We start from the raw sequence: 20,365 nt of genomic DNA, 5'->3' as shown, positions 1-20,365 counted from the left end.
TTAAAAAGTGCTTTTATAGTTATGTTTTAGCTCATGATTTTAAAGAGTAAATCGCGCACAGTAGCGGGCTCAAACGGTTTGTCACATATTGCGTCCACACCCGCTTGAGCAATGTTTGCTAAATGGGTATCGTTGGCCTCTGAACTCACCATAAGTATTGGAATATGTGAGTACGCATTCGACTGCCTTACCGTTTCGGTTAGTTCTTTACCATCCATTTCTGGCATATTGTAATCTGTAACAATTAAATCAAATGATTGATTATTAAGTATTTCAATCGCTTGTTTACCGTCTTCTGCCTCTACAGGTTCAGGAATACCCATCCCCGCTAGCACTCGTATTATATGTTTTCGCGCAAAACGACTGTCATCAACCACCAATACGCGAAGTAAAGTGACATCAAAGTGCTCTAGCTCCACCTCTTGCTCGCTAATAATATCCAAAGTCGCTTTTAGCGCACGGGTGATCTCGTCGGCACTAAACGGTTTTGGTAAAATAGCTAATACACCCGACTGCCTAAGTTGCTCTAAATGGCGCTTATTACGCTCGCTCGACACCAGCATAAACGCCTGCTGCTCAGTATTGCTGTTACTGCGTATTACCTGCAATAAAGAATCTGCAGTACCGTCACTAAAATACATACTACTGATCACTAAATCTGGGTGGAAATTTGATAAAGCAGCCAGCGCGCTTTCTTGAGTACTGGCCGTTTCAATTTGTGTAACCCCACACTGAGCCAGTGATTTTTTTATTAGCTTTTGTTGCACTTCAGAAGGCTCAACTAATAAAATAGATAAGTTAGCTATTGCCGTTAAATCACTCATTTCAATCCTGTTATTAGTCTTTATATAATTTTTTATAACCTTCATTATAAAGCAATAACTTATAAGAAAAAGCTAAAACAGCAACAAAACAACTTGTTTACCCAAACTCAACAAACTCAGCTTAAAAACGATAGTTTATCCCCGCATAATAACGTCTGCCTGAATAGCTTGAGTTTAATAGCCGAGACTCTGTGTCATTACCTAGGCGCTTTACCGACTCAGATTTAGTTAAATTAATCACCGCGGCTGTCAGGCTCAAGTCCTCTAATAAAGTAATTGATGCATTTACATCAACTTGCTCGTATGGGTCTTGATACACGTTTAAACCACTATTTAAACCCAACACGGTTTCACCCCGCTTGTTGTAAGAAGCACGAATATTAAAAGCATCTCCCTCATAATATATCGAGGTATTGTACTGGTACTTAGCACTGCCAATTAAAGGCGATTTACCAAACTCTTTACCATCTACTTCTACATCGGCCTTATTGGTTTTGTTATAGGTGTAATTTGCATAAAAGCCAAAGCCACTATCAAAGGCATGCTGTATAAATACTTCCGCCCCTTTAGATACGGCATCAGTGCCATTGCCTACGGTGCTATATGGCGATACTGTAATATTTCCCGCATCAACTATGCCCTCTTTGCCGGCAAAGTTTTGCTGTGAATCAATCACCAAAGGCACGACGAAGTTATCAACAGTTTTATGAAATAGTGCTAAACCAATGGCAGAACCTTCGCTATAGTAATACTCAATCGATAAGTCAGCTTGTATTGACTCAAATGGTTTTAAGTTTTTATTACCCCCGCTACCACTAAAACCCGGAATTTCATTAAATTCAGCTCTGTCGTCGGCCCACTCATCTGAGACAAACGTAATGCGTTGTTGTGCGCCTAAATCGGCATAATCAGGGCGAGACATTACTTTAGCAATCGCGCCGCGCACAACAATATCGTCGCTGGCATCCCATGCAATATTAAAGCTAGGTAAAATTTGGGTATCGGTATTCTCTTGAGTAATGAGTTGATAATCTTCAACAAATCTATCATCTCCCGTTACCGGCTCGCCGGTGTCATCATTGGTATGATCCAATAAATAAGTATATAGGTCGGTTGATGATGTCATGGTTTTCGTGCGCACAACCCGTACGCCTAAATTACCGCGCACGCTATCAAATTCAAAATCACCTTGTAGATAAAATGCCGCTATTTGTTCTTCTATATCATAAATGAAGTTATCTTCTTTGCGTGTATACGGCACATAATTACTGGTCACAATATCACGGTATTTATCCCAATCAATGCCGGGCATTTGGTTTATATTAAAGCCACCAGCAATGTTAGCTTCGTTGATAAATACATCTTGTGCTAGTGGCATGCCGTTGTTCCACTGGTAACTATCAAAGCGTGTGATCCCACCCTTACTGGCTTCTGCTGCGGCAATATCAAAATTAGGATCTAAAAAGAAGGTATTACCGGTTTCGCGGTGAAGCGTAGCTTCTCGATACTTAACCCCAGTTTTAATTGTTCTTAAAATGCCCCAATCGGTATAAATATCGAAATCAGCTTGGTAGTAATCTTCTTCAAGTTCACTACGCACAAAACTTGAATTTGACGAACCCGGATCGCGACCACCGCCCACACCATTGAGTAAGTTAGCTAACGTATTTGGATCTATATTTAAACTAATATCGTTCTCATTAATTTTCCAACCCGCTGTTTGCGCGGCATTTTCTATGCGGTTTTCATTTTCACCCGCGTTAGAACTTTTATAGGCTGCTTCCCAACTCTCTTTCGGGCCACCTTCAGAACGTGTATTACCCGCCACAAAACGGGCTTTGAAGTAATCACCTTCGTAGGTTAAGTTGAGATCAAAAGTGTCAGAGGTTGACTCTTCACGCACATAGCTGCCTCGCATCCACGGCAATTGCATATCATTTTCTATACCACTTGCAGCTGCATCAAATTGCATTCCATTAACTATCGTGCCTGACTCATCCAAACTTACATCGGTTAAAAAGTCAGGATTTAAAGACCACTCAGGTATATCAATCACCGACTCAGTTCTATTTTTATCAAGTGAAAATCCAAAATAGTTAAAACCAATTTCTACTCGGCTAGTTGGGCGCCACTGCGTGCTAAATTGTACCCCTTCTCGCTCACGTAATTCGTTTACAATTGAACCTCGAACCACTTGAGGGAACCAGACATTGTCATAGTTATTGCCCCGAGCATCGCTTATTGAACCCCACTGATTATTATTTTCAACCGGTGCGCCATTAACATCAACCGGGTTTTCACCAATAAAGCGCCACACATTTGCATCGGTGCCACCCGAAAGAGTTCGGTTAGTGCGTTTTTGTGAGGTGTAACCAAACAACACACCAAAAGTATCAGCATCGTTCTTCCAAGAATAAAGTGCGGTTACTTGCGGCTCAGATTCTTCAGTCACATCGGCATAAGTGCTTTCAATATTAATCACCCCTGAGTTTGCATCCATACTTAGCGGCTTACGACTATGCATTAATACCGTGCCGCCCACTCCACCTTCATCTAAACGTGCCTCTGGTGATTTATACACTTCCACGCTTTCAATCATGGCTGAGGGGAGTAATGCATAATCAAACGAACGAGATGGCTCGCCTGGTGATGACGCAATAAAATTACCATTTAACTGAGAAAAGGTGAGTTCAGATGATAACCCTCTAATACTTACCGATGAGCCCTCGCCTCCGTCACGGTCAATCACTACCCCTGGTACGCGTTGTAATGAGTCTGCGACGTTTTTATCAGGAAACTTACCAATATCTTCCGCTGTAATCGCATCAACCACAGAGCTAGACAAACGTTTTATATCTAAATTAGCTGCCATACTGGAACGGATACCGCGTACCTCAATTACTTCCATATCTTTACTTTTTAATGCTTTATCTGCTGCTTCATCCGCATATGCATGATTAATCACAGACAAAATAGACATACACAGGGTTGATTTAATAAAAAGTGGGAGTGAGTGATGTGAAGCGTTGGTTTTCCGATGAGCGGTCATAGTTTTAACAGTTCCATTTAAAATACAGTTAATACTTAAAGATGATCGTACTAGCTAAAGATGGTACGAAAAAAGTAGCTGTATTTTACATAACCAAGCTTAATAGCTTGTTAATGCAAACTGATGAGTAACTGAATACCTTGTCAATAAATAGTCAATTCAAATATAAACAAGAAGTTAAGCAGCAAAATAACTATTTAGCTGCTTAGGAAGGAGTAACTAGATCAAACAACAAACACTATTATTTTTTATCACTAATAGCCTGAATATAATAACCTAAACTCGCATGAGAAAGTTCTCCCATATGACTGGTGACTAACTCACCTTGGCTATTATAAAACAAAGTGGTTGGTAAGCCCGCAGCACCTGATTCGCGACTCACATTACTGCTTTGGTCAAAAAACACATGGTTTAGGTCGAGTTGCTGTTCATTAAGGAACGCTTTTACCGTGTGTAAGTCTTCACCTTGATTGACAAACGCCACCGTAATATTTGGATTATTTTTTTGAGCCGCTTGTAGCACCGGCATTTCTTTTCGACACGGCGGACACCACGACGCCCAAAAGTTAATCACCACCGGCTTACCTTTAAAGTTTTGTAAGTTAACTTGCTGGCCTTGCATATTATGCACAACCGATTGCGGTAATTGCACACCCGTTTGGTAAATAGACAGCGCAAAATTAGGAATAATCATTGAACAAAAACCTACAAACCCAGCAATAGCGTAGTTTTTCATTACCGCTTTTTTACCACGCGCATAAAATGCTAAAACCACTATGCCGCTGAGCCAACCATAGTAACCAATAAAGCCACCGTCGCTAATATTAAAAAGCTGCCACCAATTACCTTGATAAGCATCCCACATAGTAAACACAAACGCTAAACGCGAGGCTAAAAAGCCCACTACAACTGCTTTAAAAACCGTATCTAAAATCGCTTTTTGTAATAGATGTTGGCGCGTTAATAAATAGGTAAGCCCCCAAAAAATGCCTAACCCTAAAAAAATAATTAACTGAGAAATGGAAATAACTAAAGGCCCAAGAGAAATACTTAACATTGCTACCGTCTTCTTATAATGAATTTAAGTACCTAAAATAACGGGTACCAGCATGAATTAAACGCCAACAATAACATAGTGTAAACTGTACTGATTATTAATAACGCATAATAGGTTATGTATACCAGCAGCAATACAAAAGCTATTTACCTAGTTAACATTGTTGCTGTATGTACTCCAATGCAGTCATTTTTTTATAACTTACATTTGAGTGCAATACATGAGTAGGTTCAGGGTCAACAATTTCAATTGGAATAGCATAATTACGTGCAATCTCTAGTGCCATCTGGGTAATGTTTACACTAAACGAAGTACCCATAAATACCATTTTATCGGCATTTATTATTCGCTGCTGCGCCTCAGTAATGCGGTATAGCTCGGTGTAATATTCATCAAATAACAGCACAAAGGGCTTTAAAGAATAATTAAGCTTAGGCTGGTTATTTTCAATATTGAATAGCTCCAGTAAAGAGCGATGTAAGTTACTCTCATCTACATTATTCCATAACGTAGCTTGTGGTGTAACGTCATCACCTTGATGATGAAACACGGTCATTTGATCAAGCCGACCATGAATTGCAATGTAATTTTTATTACCCGCCTTACCATCTAGCCCATCAATATTTTGAGTTATTAGGTTTTTGTCGCTTAGCCAACTATGCACTTCATTAGGACCATGATGACGATAAGTTGCGAAGCGATGATAATACCAAGCTAAAAACTCACTTGGATTATTTTCATACATTGCGCGAGTGGCCATTTCCATAGGCGTATAATTTTTACTACCAATGGTCCAAAAACCATCTTCACCACGAAAAGTAGGAATACCGCTAGCAGCACTCACACCCGCCCCAGTAATGTATAACGTATTCATAAAGCCATCCCTTATATTCAGTTTTATAAACCTATAATACTTTATAAAACTGAATATTTAAGACTTTTACTCTTTAACTATTAAGCCATGAACATTTCGCTGAAAATAAAAGACAGATAACAAAGAAGCTCTTTACATTGTTAATTTAATTCAATTACGCTACAGCCTTTTTAATTACTGATACGTTGGGAACTATAGCAACAATCAACAAAAACTAATTTGTTACAATGTATTTAGCTTTCTAAAAAAATATGGGTAATCTACTTATTAAGTAACTAACCCATCAATCTCACATACTTTTCCGCCAGTTCATCTAAGCTCTCACGATGATTTGGATCGGGCTTTATACAATCAATGGGGCATACACTGACGCAGGTCGGCTTGTCGTAGTGGCCTACGCATTCAGTACATTTTGTTGGGTCGATTTGGTAAATTTTAGCGCCCATATAAATTGCTTCATTTGGGCACTCTGGATCGCACATATCACAGTTAATGCATTTACTATTTATGAGTAAAGCCATGATTTAACCACTAACCACGGCTTTTTTAAACGGATTGCGGGTATCTTGGTTTTCATCCAAATTGCGCATCAGTATGGCGTGCTCTAAATCGATAGTGTCAGGCAGTGGAATTTTTACAATGTGGCCTGAACCTTTGGCATCGGTAATGCTTTCGCCTTTTTTATTTTCCATACTTTCTAGGGTAAAGCTAATATTGCCTTTCGGCGTCATTAGCTCTAATGAATGGCCGACACAAAACTTATTTTTTACATCTATTTCAACCAAACCATTAGCATTACGCCCTAATACCTCACCTACAAATTGCTGCTGAGTTGATACAGAGTGACCATATTCATAATTTTGATAATCTTGATGAGCATGGCGCTTTAAAAAACCTTCGGTGTAACCACGGTGTGCTAAGTTCTCAAGGGTTTTAAATAAGTCTGCATCAAATGGTTTACCTGCAACGGCATCGTCAATTGCTTTACGGTATACTTGTGCGGTACGGGCTACATAATAAAATGACTTAGTGCGCCCTTCTATTTTAAGGCTGTGCACCCCCATTTTTGTTAGTTGCTCTACGTATTGCACGGCGCGTAAGTCTTTTGAGTTCATGATATAAGTACCATGCTCGTCTTCAAATGCAGGCATATATTCACCCGGGCGACCTTGCTCTTCAAGCATAAAAACATCGTTGCTTGGTGCGCCTTCACCTAACGTAGGTATAACCGTTTTAGGGTCAATTTTATGTACCATTTCACCGGTTTCATTCTCAGTACCGGGTTTAACATCGTACTCCCAACGACACGCATTGGTGCACGTCCCTTGGTTAGGATCGCGTTTATTAATATAACCTGAGAGTAAACAGCGCCCTGAATAGGCCATACACAGTGCGCCATGAACGAATACTTCTAGCTCGGTTTCAGGGCACAGTGTGCGTATTTCATTTATTTCCTCAAGTGATAACTCACGAGATAAAATTACCCGCTCAATACCCTGCTTTGCCCAAAACAGTACACTGGCATAATTTACTGCATTAGCTTGTACTGAAAGGTGAATTGACATATCAGGCCATTTTTCACGCACTAACATAATTAAACCCGGATCGGACATGATCAATGCATCCGGCTTCATAGCAATTACCGGTTCTATATCTCGTAAATACGACTTAACTTTTGCGTTATGCGGCGCAATATTAGATACCACATAAAACTTTTTATTTAATGCATGGGCTTCGTTAATCCCTATTTGTAATGTATCTAAATCAAATTCATTATTGCGAACCCTTAAACTGTAACGAGGTTGGCCGGCATACACAGCGTCGGCACCATAAGCAAAGGCATAACGCATATTTTTTAAGCTACCAGCAGGGCAAAGTAGTTCAGGAATAAACGGGGTTGAGGAAGTAACAGCTGACATGTGCGCTCCATACATCGAACCGGGTTCAAGCCGGTTGCATGAATAATTAAGGGAAATAAAGCGCGCAAGTATAATGAGTGGTCAAAAGAGAAACTTTGATCAAGATCATCAAAATTTCTCTTCTGTGCTAAAAATGAAGAGCAGCAAATTTAAGTTATTTTTTACTACTTAATTGATTAGAAAATTGGCTAACCGCATCAACAACTTGTTGTGCGCCTTTTTTAATATCATTCATCACATGGCCTGACTCGTTAGAAAGATCTAATCCTTGCTGAGCTTTGTGTTTGCCTTGCTCTATTACAGCCACCGTTGATTGGGTTAAATTTTGGTTTTGCTGTACAACATCCACAATCTCTTCAGTTGCTTTACTGGTTCTTGAAGCAAGTAAACGCACCTCATCAGCAACTACAGCAAAACCTCGGCCTTGCTCACCTGCTCTTGCAGCTTCAATGGCAGCATTGAGTGCTAGCAAATTCGTTTGATCAGCAATGCTGCTGATACTTTGCACTATGCTGGCAATAAGTTGCGATTGTTTATCTAATGCTGAAATTTCTTTACCCGCTTGCTCCATTTGTACCGACAACTCATTCATAACTTGAACTGTTTTTTGTACCACCTCCGCGCCTTTATCCGCGTTATTATCGGTTTCGATAGAGGTTCCATGGGCAATACTCGCCGCTTGCTCTATAGCCAGCTCTCTTTCTACCTGGTCGGTGATCACCGTGGCAAATTTAACTACTTTGTAAAGCTCATTAGCTTCATTAAAAATCGGATTATACGACGCTTCTAACCATACTGAATGACCGTGTTTATCAATTCGCTTAAATCTGCTCGCAATAAACTCGCCATTACGCAATCGTTGCCAAAATGCTTGATATTCTTTACTGCTGGCTTCTTGCTCATCACAAAACATTCCATGGTGCTTACCTATTACTTCTTGCTTTGAATAGCCCATACTTTTTAAGAAGTTGTCGTTAACACGCAGCACCATACCTTGGGTGTCAAATTCAATCACCGCCGTAGAGCGGTGCAATGCTTTTATTAAATCTTCATTCTCTCTTGAGCTTTCAATTATTTGTGTCAGCACAGTACAGTGCATAGTCAAATACTCAAGCTGACCTTGCTCATTTTTTATTGGGTGTAAAATGCAGCGTAACCAATCTCGTTGGCCGTTTTGGTGGGATACTTGAATGGCGCCCGCATAATGCTGAGCTTTACTTATCGCTTTTTTAAAAGCATGGAAATCGGCGTTATTTCTAGCATTTTCAGCAATGAAGTCTAAAATATTTTTATTAATTATTTGGTTATTCGAGTAGTTAAACTCTCGTTCAAAGTTTTTATTTTGTCTTAAAATAGCACCTTGCTTATCAAGCTCTAATACCAGCATTTCACTGTCTAAACTTTGTTTAACCTGCTCCCTTACAGAAAGCTTACTTTGTAAATCAGCTATTTGATTTTTTAAAGATTGGTTAAAAAACATATTGTTACCTTAGTATTTGCATGCTTACAGCATACTTTCGGGGTCTATACGCATTTATGAAAAATGAGACTTTAAACGATGTAAATCAGAGTATAGCGCAAGTTTATAAAAGTAAATGAACGTAAAAATATCGTTTTTGGTTCATAAATAGAGGCTTGATAAATTAAAAAGGACAGCAAAGTAGAATAAATTAGGTTTTTTCGACTAAAACGCGTATAATTCGCGCCCGTTAATATTCAACCTTTTATTTAAATTATTGGAGCACAAAGATGGCTTTAGAGCGTACTTTTTCAATCGTAAAACCTGATGCAGTTGCTAAAAACCACATCGGCGCTATCTACAACCGTTTCGAAACTGCGGGTCTTAAAATCGTTGCAGCTAAAATGGTTCACCTTTCACAAGAGAAAGCTGAAGGTTTCTACGCTGAACACAGCGAACGTCCTTTCTTTGGCGCTTTAGTATCTTTCATGACATCTGGCCCAGTAATGGTTACCGTTCTTGAAGGCGAAAACGCTGTTCTTAAAAACCGTGAAATCATGGGTGCTACTAACCCTGCTGAAGCACTAGCTGGCACTTTACGTGCAGACTACGCTGATAGCATCGACGAAAATGCGGTTCACGGTTCTGACGCTGTTGAATCTGCTGCTCGCGAAATCGCGTACTTCTTCGCTGACGAAGAACTTTGCCCACGTACTCGTTAATTCGAGTTCACAGCTAACCCTGTGATGCAAAGTATGAAAAGGGCTTTCGAGCCCTTTTTTAGTCATTACGTAAAGTATTAACCGTTTATTTATGATGTTTTACTTAATGATTATAGTGGGTAAATTGTGTACAATTCTCCCTTGTAAATTTTTACCATCACCGCCACCGATTGAGGTTGTTACATGACCGAGCAAAAAAAGATTAATTTATTAGATTTAAACCGAGATGCAATGCGAGAGCTATTCGTATCATTCGGTGAAAAGCCATTTCGTGGCGATCAGGTGATGAAATGGATTTATCATTTCGGCGTAGATAATTTCGACGAAATGAGCAACGTAAACAAAAAACTCAAAGAAAAGCTTAAAAATGAGTGCGAAATTGTTGCGCCCGAAATTTCAGTTCGCCAGCAAGCCAGCGACGGTACTATTAAATATGCATTAGTACTAGAAGGCGGCCAAGAAGTTGAAGCCGTGTGGATCCCAGAAAAAGATCGCGCCACGTTATGTGTATCATCTCAAGTGGGCTGTGCACTGGAATGTACTTTTTGCTCAACGGCACAACAAGGCTTTAACCGTAACTTAAAAGTATCTGAAATTATCGGACAAGTATGGCGTGTAGCCAAAGATATTGGCCTTGATGGCAACAGCGAAAAGCGCCCTGTCACTAACGTTGTGATGATGGGTATGGGCGAGCCGCTACTTAATGTTAAAAACGTAGTCCCAGCAATGGAACTGATGATGGATGACTGGGGCTTTGGTTTATCTAAGCGCCGCGTCACATTAAGTACTTCAGGTGTGGTACCTGCCCTTGATTTATTGAAAGAAAAAATAGACGTAGCGCTGGCAATTTCACTGCATGCGCCAGATAACGCCCTGCGTGATATTTTAGTACCGATCAATAAAAAATATCCAATTGAAGAATTTTTAGCGGCCTGTCGTCGTTACATTGACGGTTCAAAAGCCAATAAAGATGTGACAATTGAATATGTAATGCTTAACGGCGTTAACGATAGTACCGATCAGGCTCATGAACTTGTTAAAACGCTAAAAGGTACGCCATCTAAGGTAAACCTTATTCCGTTTAACCCATTCCCAGGTAATGAATATACCCGTTCAAGTAACAGTCGAATTGACCGTTTCTCTAAAGTATTACAAGCTGCGGGTATTACCTGTATTGTTCGTCGTACTCGCGGGGATGACATTGATGCTGCATGTGGTCAGTTAGCTGGCGATGTTGTAGACCGTACTAAGCGTATGGCTAAAAAGAAAATGCGCGATGAAAACGCGATTGCAGTGAATATTCATCAAGCTTAATATTTGCTGAGTAATCAGAAGCCTTTGTGATATGTCGTTTATTTTTAAATAAATGATGCAACACAAAGGCTTTGAGGTAAGATAGAGGTTATGGATATAAATAAAGAGACAAAGTAATGCGATCTTTACTTACGTTAGCACTATCAACACTGTTTTTGAGCGGTTGTGTTACTGAAAATAGTTACAACGGCAGCGATAAACCAGTTCTCGAAAATAAAATTAATAACGATGGTGCTGCTCGCACGCGCATTGCGTTGGCGTTACAGTATTTAAGTACAGGTAATAACTCTCAAGCAAAATATAACTTAGAACGTGCTAATGAGTACGCTCCTAACTTACCCGAAGTACACTACTCTTTAGCATACTATTATCAACAAGTTGGCGAAAATGGATTGGCCGACAAAGCCTATCAAAAAGCACTGGCTATTAAGCCAAACGATCCTAACACCTTGAATAACTATGGCACGTTTTTGTGCAGCATTAATCAGTATGATCGCGCCACCGATCAATTTTTAAAAGCGATTGAAATACCCAGTTATATTCGTGTAGCACAAAGCTATGAAAATTTAGCCCTATGCGCCATTGAGTTTAACGATTTCACTAACGCCGAAAGCTATTTTCAGCAGGCGCTAAACCATAGCTCACAACGCGCGTCTACATTAATAAGTTTAGCCGCTTTATATTATGCAAAAAGTGACTTATACAAAGCCAGTAACTTAATAAAACGTTATGACGACACCGCGCAAGTTTCTTCTCGCGCCTTGTTGCTTGGTTATTTAGTTAAACAGCGTATGGGCAGAATTGAAGAAGCAGAAAAAATTGCGGCAACTTTATTACAAACTTATCCGAGTAGTATGCAAGCTAACGCAATTCGCGATAACCAGTTAAGACAAACAGAATTTGAAGTACTGCGTGAAAAATACCGCCAAGCACAGCTAGATGAATTGCAAGAAGGCAGTCAATCCAATCAAATTATTGCTGAGCCAAAAATAAAGGTTATTCGTAAAAAGAGCCCCGTGCAGGCTTCAAATAGCGAAGCGTCAATTGAGCAAACTAAAACAAATACGCAAGATGATTAACCCCCTTTAACTGTAAACAAAAATATAGCGTAAAGGGTGACGCGTAAATGCGTGTTTTAGGGTAAAGCAATTTAGCATTTCAGTGTGATAAAATGCTAAACTGCTACGGATAAGGTGTATTAAAGCACTTAAAAACAGATAAGCTTTAGCTAAACGCCACAAAGTTATTATAGTATTGCATGTAGTACCTTTTTTAATGCGCCTTAGCAACAAGAATTAACTAAAAATAAAAACGCAGTCTTACTCTTGTTGTTAAGCTAAAACATAAACTTTTACTAGTGGATCCAAACTGATACACATTATGAATGAAGATAATACACAACCGCAGAGCGATGAACCCTCTGTAGGTCAAATACTAAAAACACATAGAGAAAATGCAAATATTAGCCTTGCTAAGATTGCCTCGTTATTAAAATTAACTGAATCACAAGTTCAGCATATTGAAAACGATGAATATCATTTACTGGGCGCAAAAACATTTGTTAAAGGCTATATAAAAAATTACTGTCGCACACTAAACATTGATAGCACCGCTATTTTAGCCATGCTGCCTGCTTTTAGCACATCAGATAAGCCAGTAGATATGCAAAGCTTTTCAAGACGTACAGAAAAAGAAGCGCATGACAGTCGACTGATGACGGTAAGCTATTTAATACTAGCCATTGTTATTGGCTCATCAGCTGTATGGTGGTGGCAAAATGCAACGCCTATTGATGAACAAACTAACACTATTAATGCTAATAATTCATTTATTACTCAGCAACAAGAAAATACAAAACGACTTGCTGAAGCGGCTGATGAAGTGCAATTAGATGATGTTGAGCCTGCGCAACAAACAAATTCAGCATTACAAAATGAGCAACAAACTATTCAGGCTGCTCCCCTAAACGACGCACAAAGCCCGAGCGAGCCAACAAACACTGATTTAAGCACTATTTTTATGATGTTTAATGACGAGAGCTGGGTAGAAATTCACGATGCCAACGATGAAAAAATTGCATTTGGTGTAAAAAAAGCAGGCTACGAAATGACCTTAACTGGTGTAGCGCCTTTTTCAGTGGTTTTAGGCAAGCATGATGTTGTAAGTATTACCCTAAATGGTGAGCCAGTTGATATTTCGGCTTTTCCTAAAAACCGTTTAGCTAAATTTAAATTACCCTTAGCAGAGTAGTCGCTATGTTTTCAGAATCTCCTATAAAACGCAGAAAATCCACCCGTATTAACGTGGGTAATGTTCCAATTGGTGATGGTGCACCAATTGCCGTGCAGTCAATGACTAACACAGACACAATGGACATTGATGCCACTGTAGCTCAAATTCAAGCAATTCAAGATGCCGGTGCTGACATAGTCCGTGTATCTGTTCCAACTATGGATGCCGCTGAAGCATTTAAAAGTATTAAAGAGCAGGTATCGATACCGCTGGTTGCTGATATTCACTTTGACTACCGCATTGCATTAAAAGTAGCAAAGTATGGCGTTGATTGTTTACGTATTAACCCAGGAAACATTGGCAGTGAAGAGCGTATTAGAGCGGTTGTCGACTCAGCTCGAGAGCACAACATTCCAATTCGTATTGGCGTAAATGGTGGATCACTTGAGCGCGACCTACAAGAAAAATACGGCGAGCCAACACCTGAAGCCTTACTTGAATCGGCTATGCGCCATGTAGATATATTACGTCGCTTAGACTTTGACCAATTTAAAATTTCGGTGAAAGCGTCAGACGTATTTTTAGCGGTAGGAGCGTATCGTCTACTTGCAAAAGAAATTGACCAGCCACTGCATTTAGGTATTACCGAAGCAGGCGGCATGCGCTCTGGTTCAGTTAAATCAGCCGTTGGTTTAGGCATGCTATTGGCTGAAGGTATTGGTGACACACTGCGTGTATCACTAGCAGCGGATCCGGTACAAGAAATAAAAGTAGGCTTTGATATATTAAAATCATTGCGTATTCGCTCTCGCGGCATTAATTTTATTGCCTGCCCTAGCTGTTCACGCCAAGAGTTTGATGTAGTGAGCACCATGAATCAACTTGAAGAGCGCTTAGAAGATATTATTGAGCCAGTTTCAGTGTCAGTCATTGGCTGTGTGGTTAACGGGCCAGGCGAAGCATTGGTTAGTGATATAGGCCTTGCCGGCGCAAACCGTCGCTCAGGTTTATACATTAATGGTGAGCGACAAAAAGCACGCATTGATAACAACAATATTGTTGATCAACTCGAAGGCTATGTACGCGACTTCATTGAACAGAAGCAACAACAAACACCTATTGATATAAAAATCGTAGAGTGATGTGTTGTTGCAGCATTATGTATTTAATTGACCTTTTTTAGTCGCGGCACTCACAGCGTAGTATAAATTACGTACACCCCGCTACACTCGCAATTACCTTATAGTTAAGGTTATAATGCAGGGTCGATTTTTTAGTTTTACGTGGTTGCAGCCCAGAGCTGCACATAAACAGATTTAGGATTTATCAGTGGCAAAACAAATTCAGGCAGTTCGCGGTATGAACGATTGCCTGCCAGGCGATACGCAAGTTTGGCAGAAAGTAGAACACATTTTACGCGAGACCGTATCATCGTTTGGTTATCAAGAAATTCGTTTTCCAATTGTAGAATCAACCGACCTATTTAAACGCTCTATTGGTGAAGTGACCGATATAGTTGAAAAAGAAATGTACACCTTTGCCGATCGTAACGGCGATAATTTAACTCTGCGCCCAGAAGGCACTGCAGTGTGTGTACGTGCAGGTAACGAAAATGGCCTGTTATACAATCAAGAACAACGCCTTTGGTACATGGGTCCAATGTTTCGCCATGAACGACCACAAAAAGGTCGCTACCGTCAATTTCACCAATTTGGTTTAGAGACCTTTGGTATTGCCAGTGCCGATATTGACGCCGAAGTTATTTTACTCACGGCGCAACTTTGGGAAGCATTTGGCATTACTGACCATGTGCGTTTAGAGCTTAATTCATTAGGTTCAAACGAAGCACGTGCACAGTACCGCGATGCCTTAATCGCCTTTTTAGAACAACATACCGATGTACTAGATGAAGATTCAAAGCGTCGTATGTACTCTAACCCACTGCGCGTTTTGGATACTAAAAACCCAGATATTCAGGCAATCTTAGTCGATGCACCAAAGCTATCTGAACATTTAGATGCTGAATCAAAAGAACATTTTGAAAATTTATGTGAACGATTAGATGCCGCAGGCGTCAAATACACGGTTAATGAAAAGCTGGTACGTGGCTTAGATTACTATAACCGCACAGTATTTGAATGGGTAACCGACAGCTTAGGCGCACAAGGGACAGTGTGTGCCGGTGGTCGTTATGATGGTTTAGTAGAGCAATTAGGTGGTAAATCAACCCCTGCGGTAGGGTTCGCAATGGGTTTAGAGCGTCTGGTTTTACTACTTCAAGCACTTGAATGTGTAGGTGACATACGCCGTAGTGCTGATGTATATTTAGCAGCCATGGGCGATAAAGCCAGTATTCAAGCCCCTATTATTGCTTCTACCTTACGTCGTGACGTCCCTGGATTGCGGGTTATGGTGCACGCAGGTGGTGGTAACTTTAAAAAACAACTTAAACGTGCTGATAAAAGCGATGCTCTTGTTGCAGTCATTATCGGTGAAGATGAATTAGAGCAAGGCGTTGTGACTATTAAATATTTACGTGAGCGTAAAGAACAAGTCACACTAGAATTAGAACAAGCTAAAACGTTACTTGCAGAACTAATTAATAGCTAAATTATATAAAGCGTAAGTAGTTAAGCGCTTTAACAGAGGTAAGCATGGAAATTTATTCAACAGAAGAACAACAAGCAGAAGCAATTAAACGTTTTTTTCGTGAAAACGGCCTTTCACTAGCCTTAGGCGTTATTGTAGGTTTAGGTGGTTTATATGGCTGGAAAGCATACAACCAAAATCAAATTACCACTGCAGAGCAAGCATCTGATGCATACACTAAGCTTGTTGAAAGTGACAGCGTATTAGCGTCTGCTGATGCATTTATGAGTGAAAACAAAGACACTCAGTACGCAACTTTAGCGGCATTTGTTGCTGCAAAAGAAGCAGTAGATACACAAAAACTAGATGTAGCAAATGAAAAACTAAGCTGGATTGTAACTAACGTTGATAACGCCCAGCTTAGAGCCATTGCAACAACACGTTTAGCGCGTGTGCAAATTGCTCAACAGCAATACGATGATGCATTGAGCACATTAAATGCTCCTCTTCCTGAAGCGTTTAACGCAAATGTGGCTGAATTAAAAGGTGACATTTACACTCAGCAAGGTAATAAAGAGCAAGCACGCGTAGCTTACCAAGCTGCTGTTGATGCCGGTGGATTAACGAGTAATCCTCTTTTACAAATTAAGTTAGATGACCTAGCAGTAACTAGCCCAGCGGCATAAGGTTTTAGGCATGAGAAAAATAACAACAGCAACGCTCGCCCTATGTATGGCAACCCTAATGGGGTGTTCTTCAAGTGATGATGAAGAAGAACTGGTGCTTCCAGAAATAGCCAATCAATTTGAAACTGATGTGGTATGGCAAGAGTCAATTGGTAGCGGTGTAGAGCATTACTTTTCACGCCTATCACCCGCTGTTTATAAAGAAACAGTGTACGTTGCTAACCGTGAAGGCCAAGTAGAAGCCTTATCACTTGCCAACGGCGATACCCAATGGGAAACCGACGTTCGCCAAGATTTATCGTTTTGGCCTTGGAGCGATAACGATAGTGCAAAATTATCAGGCGGAATATTACAAGCTTATGGTAAAATCTATTTAGGCTCTGAACATGGTTACGTGATTGCGCTTGACCGTGAGACTGGTAAAGAAGTTTGGCGTAAAAAAGTACCTGGCGAATCACTCTCTAAACCCGCTGCAGGTGATGGCTTAATTTTTGTAAATTTAGCTTCAGGTAAGTTACTTGCGCTTCACCCAGATACTGGTGAAGAGCGCTGGAGCTTTGAGCAAGAAGTGCCACCGCTAACTTTACGCGGTCAAAGTTCACCTACTGTGGCTAACGGTGGGGTGTTACTAGGCTTAGAAACAGGTAAGTTAAGTGTTTTAATTTCTGAGAGCGGCTACTCGGCATGGAGTGCAGAAATTGCAGTGCCAAAAGGCGCATCAGAGTTTGAACGTTTAGTTGATGTAGACACGCAGCCTATTATTAGCGGTCCATTTGCTTATGCTATTGCATACAATGGTAACTTATCAGCAGTAGATATTCGTTCAGGTAATGTTGTATGGAAACGTGAATACAGCAGCTACCGTGAAATTAGCATGGATTTGCAAACAATTTACGTTGTTGATAGTAACGGCGTTGTTTATGCACTTGATAAAGATTCGGGCATTGAACGCTGGAGCCAACCCGCTCTACGTGGCTGGTACTTAACAGGTCCAGCGATTGCCGGTAATTATTTAGCGTTAGGTGACCAAGAAGGCAATTTGCATTGGTTAAATAAAGACACTGGCGAGCTAGTATCTCGTGAAGACTTTGACAGCTCAGGTTTTTTTGTTGAGCCCGTTGTCGCTGACGATAAATTGATTTTATACACCCGCGATGGTGAAGTTAGCGCGGTAAAAATACCGAACTAACTGTCTACTATTAGTGTAAGGCACTAATAGTTAATTATTTTTTGTAAGGCTTCGCACTGCGAAGCCTTTTGTTGTTTTTTAAAGAGGTAGTTTATGCTTCCCGTGATCGCTCTTGTAGGGCGACCCAATGTGGGCAAATCCACATTATTTAACCGTTTAACACGTACTCGTGATGCACTCGTTGCCGACTTTCCTGGCTTAACGCGTGATAGAAAATATGGCCAAGCAAATTACGATGGCTTTGAATTTATCGTGGTAGATACGGGCGGTATTGATGGCTCAGAAGAAGGTATCGAAACCGAAATGGCTGATCAGTCATTACTAGCCATTGAAGAAGCGGATATTGTTTTATTTTTAGTTGATGCTCGCGTGGGTATGACTGTGGCTGACCAAGCTATTGCTAACCACTTACGTAAGCAAGAAAAGAAAAGCTTTGTTGTTGCCAATAAAACAGACGGCATTGATGCCGACTCAAACTGTGCTGAGTTTTATCAACTTTCACTTGGTGAAGTTCATCATATCGCTGCCGCACATGGCCGTGGCATCACTTTACTACTTGAAAAAACACTTCAGCCTGTTATTGCTGAACTTGCTGCACTTGATGAAGATGTAGCCGATGACGATGAAGAACTTATCGACTTATATCAAGAAGGTGAAGAAGATGACACCGATCACCAAGCGTTTGCCGACAAGCCGGTAAAGCTGGCGATTATTGGTCGCCCAAATGTTGGTAAGTCAACCCTTACTAACCGTATACTAGGTGAAGATCGCGTTATTGTATACGATATGCCAGGTACAACCCGCGACTCAATTTACATTCCGATGACCCGTAACGACAAAGAATATATTCTTATCGATACCGCCGGTGTGCGTAAGCGTAAAAAAGTAAGTGACGTGGTTGAGAAGTTCTCAGTCATTAAAACACTTCAAGCAATCGAAGATTGTAATGTGGTGTTATTAGTGGTTGATGCCCGTGATGGTATTTCTGATCAAGACTTAAGCCTGTTAGGTTTTGCGCTTAACTCAGGGCGCTCATTGGTTATTGCCGTGAATAAGTGGGATGGTCTAGATAATTACGTTAAAGACCGTATTAAGACTGAACTTGATCGTCGTTTAGGCTTTATTGATTTTGCCCGCCTACACTTTATCTCTGCTCTGCATGGTACCGGTGTTGGTCATTTATTTGAATCAGTTGACGAAGCGTATGAGTCGGCAACTAAGCGAATTAGTACTGCTATGTTACGTCGTATTATGGATATGGCACAAGCGGATCACCAGCCACCACTTGTTCGTGGACGTCGTGTAAAGCTTAAGTATGCGCATGCTGGGGGCTACAACCCGCCACGTATCGTTATTCATGGTAACCAAGTACATGACTTACCTGATAGCTACAAACGCTACTTAATGAACTACTACCGTAAAGCACTTAAGATTATGGGTACGCCAATCAAAATTGAATTTAGAGAAGGTGATAACCCATTTGCAGGGCGTACGAATAAAGTAACGCTGTCGCAAAAACGTAAAATTCGCGCGTTTAGTAAAGAAAACCGCAATAAATCGTAATGGCTTTAATTTAGTCAATTGAAAAAACGGCGTACTTTATAGGACGCCGTTTTTTATGATTCAAAATTAAGTAATGCCAATTGCACCAGCCGTTCAACTGTAGTGCCTTGAACGTTTTTAGGCGCTTTAGGATAATATTTCGATTTTGGCGTTTTAATAGATATGAAACCATGGTTTGTTGCCATCTCATTAGCTAATAACTTACGCTCTTTGGGTGTTAGATGATTTTCGTGTATTTTGCTTAATTCGCCACTATCAAGCCATATTCCTGCACAGCTTGGGCACTCATCTATTTCAACCACTTTGAGCGGTGAAAAAAACCGGCGCATCATCACAACTTTTTTGCACTTTGGGCAATTAATTCGTAGCGATACATCGTATTCACCCTCGGCATAATTACTCAAATACTTAAGTAAAACCTGACCATGCTTTAACTCCGGCGAGCTAAATTTAAAAATTTGGCTATTATCAAAAAATACGCCGCCTAAAAACGATGTATAAACAGTGATGCCGCCAACTAATATAGGCTCCAATGGTGTATTTGTACGAGGGCACAACATTTTCAAAAATCCTTTTTATTTTAATACCTAAAGTTAAATAGTTATTCTAATGCTTTGTGTATCAGGCCAATTAATGGTGGTAGCAATGTAGTGTGACCTGCCAATACAAACTCATGTGCATCATCTGGCATTTTTTGTCACGTGTGGCGAATAATCCCAATCCATTTTTCTTCATCATAATCAGGTTTTGAACCTGCAAAGCTAAACAAGTAAAGCTCAATAAATATATGGGTGTTGGCTATTCGCCGGATCGATTAACGAAATTACATTATTAAACATGGCTACTACAGTATGTTTTATTTTTTCATTTTAAACACCAGTAAAACAA

The 20,365-nt window shown here is 40.3% G+C and carries 16 protein-coding genes and 1 pseudogene; 9 read left to right on the top strand and 8 right to left on the bottom strand.

Going from position 1 to position 20,365, the window contains the following annotated elements:
• Positions 1-26 precede the first annotated feature (26 nt).
• The 7 genes from P20439_RS16925 to P20439_RS16895 form a co-directional block, all read right to left on the bottom strand.
• The gene (locus tag P20439_RS16925) at positions 27-824 is read right to left on the bottom strand and encodes a response regulator (RefSeq protein WP_008468649.1); all 798 of its coding nucleotides are present in this window, start codon (positions 822-824) and stop codon (positions 27-29) included.
• Positions 825-945: 121 nt separating this feature from the next.
• On the bottom strand, positions 946-3,873 hold the full coding sequence (locus tag P20439_RS16920; protein WP_008468647.1) for a TonB-dependent receptor: 2,928 nt from the start codon (positions 3,871-3,873) through the stop codon (positions 946-948).
• Between the two features lie 241 nt (positions 3,874-4,114).
• On the bottom strand, positions 4,115-4,930 hold the full coding sequence (locus P20439_RS16915; RefSeq protein ID WP_008468645.1) for a TlpA disulfide reductase family protein: 816 nt from the start codon (positions 4,928-4,930) through the stop codon (positions 4,115-4,117).
• Between the two features lie 154 nt (positions 4,931-5,084).
• A complete protein-coding gene (locus P20439_RS16910) occupies positions 5,085-5,804 on the bottom strand; it encodes a Sir2 family NAD-dependent protein deacetylase (protein ID WP_008468642.1) in 720 nt (239 codons plus the stop codon).
• Positions 5,805-6,079: 275 nt separating this feature from the next.
• Complete coding sequence (locus tag P20439_RS16905; RefSeq protein ID WP_036934592.1) at positions 6,080-6,325, bottom strand: YfhL family 4Fe-4S dicluster ferredoxin; 246 nt, start codon at positions 6,323-6,325, stop codon at positions 6,080-6,082.
• Between the two features lie 3 nt (positions 6,326-6,328).
• A complete protein-coding gene (gene yegQ, locus P20439_RS16900) occupies positions 6,329-7,723 on the bottom strand; it encodes a tRNA 5-hydroxyuridine modification protein YegQ (RefSeq protein ID WP_008468639.1) in 1,395 nt (464 codons plus the stop codon).
• A 154-nt stretch (positions 7,724-7,877) separates the two neighbouring features.
• Positions 7,878-9,203 carry a PAS domain-containing methyl-accepting chemotaxis protein gene (locus P20439_RS16895; protein WP_008111333.1) on the bottom strand — a complete coding sequence of 442 codons (1,326 nt, stop codon included), beginning with the start codon at positions 9,201-9,203 and terminating at the stop codon, positions 7,878-7,880.
• 269 nt (positions 9,204-9,472) lie between these two features.
• On the opposite strand from P20439_RS16895, the gene ndk reads away from it, so the two are divergent.
• From ndk to der, 9 genes and pseudogenes are all read left to right on the top strand, one after another.
• Positions 9,473-9,904, top strand: coding sequence for a nucleoside-diphosphate kinase (gene ndk / locus P20439_RS16890; RefSeq protein WP_008111339.1), 432 nt, complete (start codon positions 9,473-9,475; stop codon positions 9,902-9,904).
• A gap of 183 nt (positions 9,905-10,087) precedes the next feature.
• On the top strand, positions 10,088-11,218 hold the full coding sequence (locus P20439_RS16885; RefSeq protein WP_008111342.1) for a bifunctional tRNA (adenosine(37)-C2)-methyltransferase TrmG/ribosomal RNA large subunit methyltransferase RlmN: 1,131 nt from the start codon (positions 10,088-10,090) through the stop codon (positions 11,216-11,218).
• A 116-nt stretch (positions 11,219-11,334) separates the two neighbouring features.
• Positions 11,335-12,282, top strand: a pseudogene (gene pilW / locus P20439_RS16880) (type IV pilus biogenesis/stability protein PilW); the annotation flags it as partial.
• Positions 12,283-12,598: 316 nt separating this feature from the next.
• Complete coding sequence (locus P20439_RS16875) at positions 12,599-13,468, top strand: RodZ domain-containing protein (RefSeq protein WP_008111346.1); 870 nt, start codon at positions 12,599-12,601, stop codon at positions 13,466-13,468.
• A 5-nt stretch (positions 13,469-13,473) separates the two neighbouring features.
• The gene (gene ispG, locus P20439_RS16870) at positions 13,474-14,592 is read left to right on the top strand and encodes a flavodoxin-dependent (E)-4-hydroxy-3-methylbut-2-enyl-diphosphate synthase (protein WP_008111348.1); all 1,119 of its coding nucleotides are present in this window, start codon (positions 13,474-13,476) and stop codon (positions 14,590-14,592) included.
• A gap of 187 nt (positions 14,593-14,779) precedes the next feature.
• Complete coding sequence (hisS, locus tag P20439_RS16865; RefSeq protein ID WP_008111350.1) at positions 14,780-16,060, top strand: histidine--tRNA ligase; 1,281 nt, start codon at positions 14,780-14,782, stop codon at positions 16,058-16,060.
• A gap of 44 nt (positions 16,061-16,104) precedes the next feature.
• The gene (locus P20439_RS16860) at positions 16,105-16,725 is read left to right on the top strand and encodes a tetratricopeptide repeat protein (RefSeq protein WP_008111352.1); all 621 of its coding nucleotides are present in this window, start codon (positions 16,105-16,107) and stop codon (positions 16,723-16,725) included.
• A gap of 10 nt (positions 16,726-16,735) precedes the next feature.
• On the top strand, positions 16,736-17,914 hold the full coding sequence (gene bamB / locus P20439_RS16855; protein ID WP_008111354.1) for an outer membrane protein assembly factor BamB: 1,179 nt from the start codon (positions 16,736-16,738) through the stop codon (positions 17,912-17,914).
• A gap of 93 nt (positions 17,915-18,007) precedes the next feature.
• Positions 18,008-19,477: a ribosome biogenesis GTPase Der gene (gene der / locus P20439_RS16850; RefSeq protein ID WP_008111356.1), complete on the top strand. Its 1,470-nt coding sequence runs from the start codon at positions 18,008-18,010 to the stop codon at positions 19,475-19,477.
• 53 nt (positions 19,478-19,530) lie between these two features.
• Here der and P20439_RS16845 read toward each other — a convergent pair whose 3' ends face one another.
• Positions 19,531-20,037, bottom strand: a complete 507-nt coding sequence (locus P20439_RS16845) for a zf-TFIIB domain-containing protein (protein WP_008111358.1) — start codon at positions 20,035-20,037, stop codon at positions 19,531-19,533.
• Positions 20,038-20,365 lie beyond the last annotated feature (328 nt).

The organism is Pseudoalteromonas sp. BSi20439, assembly GCF_000241165.1.
Taxonomy (GTDB): domain Bacteria; phylum Pseudomonadota; class Gammaproteobacteria; order Enterobacterales; family Alteromonadaceae; genus Pseudoalteromonas.
This window is presented reverse-complemented; position numbering and strand designations above follow the sequence as displayed.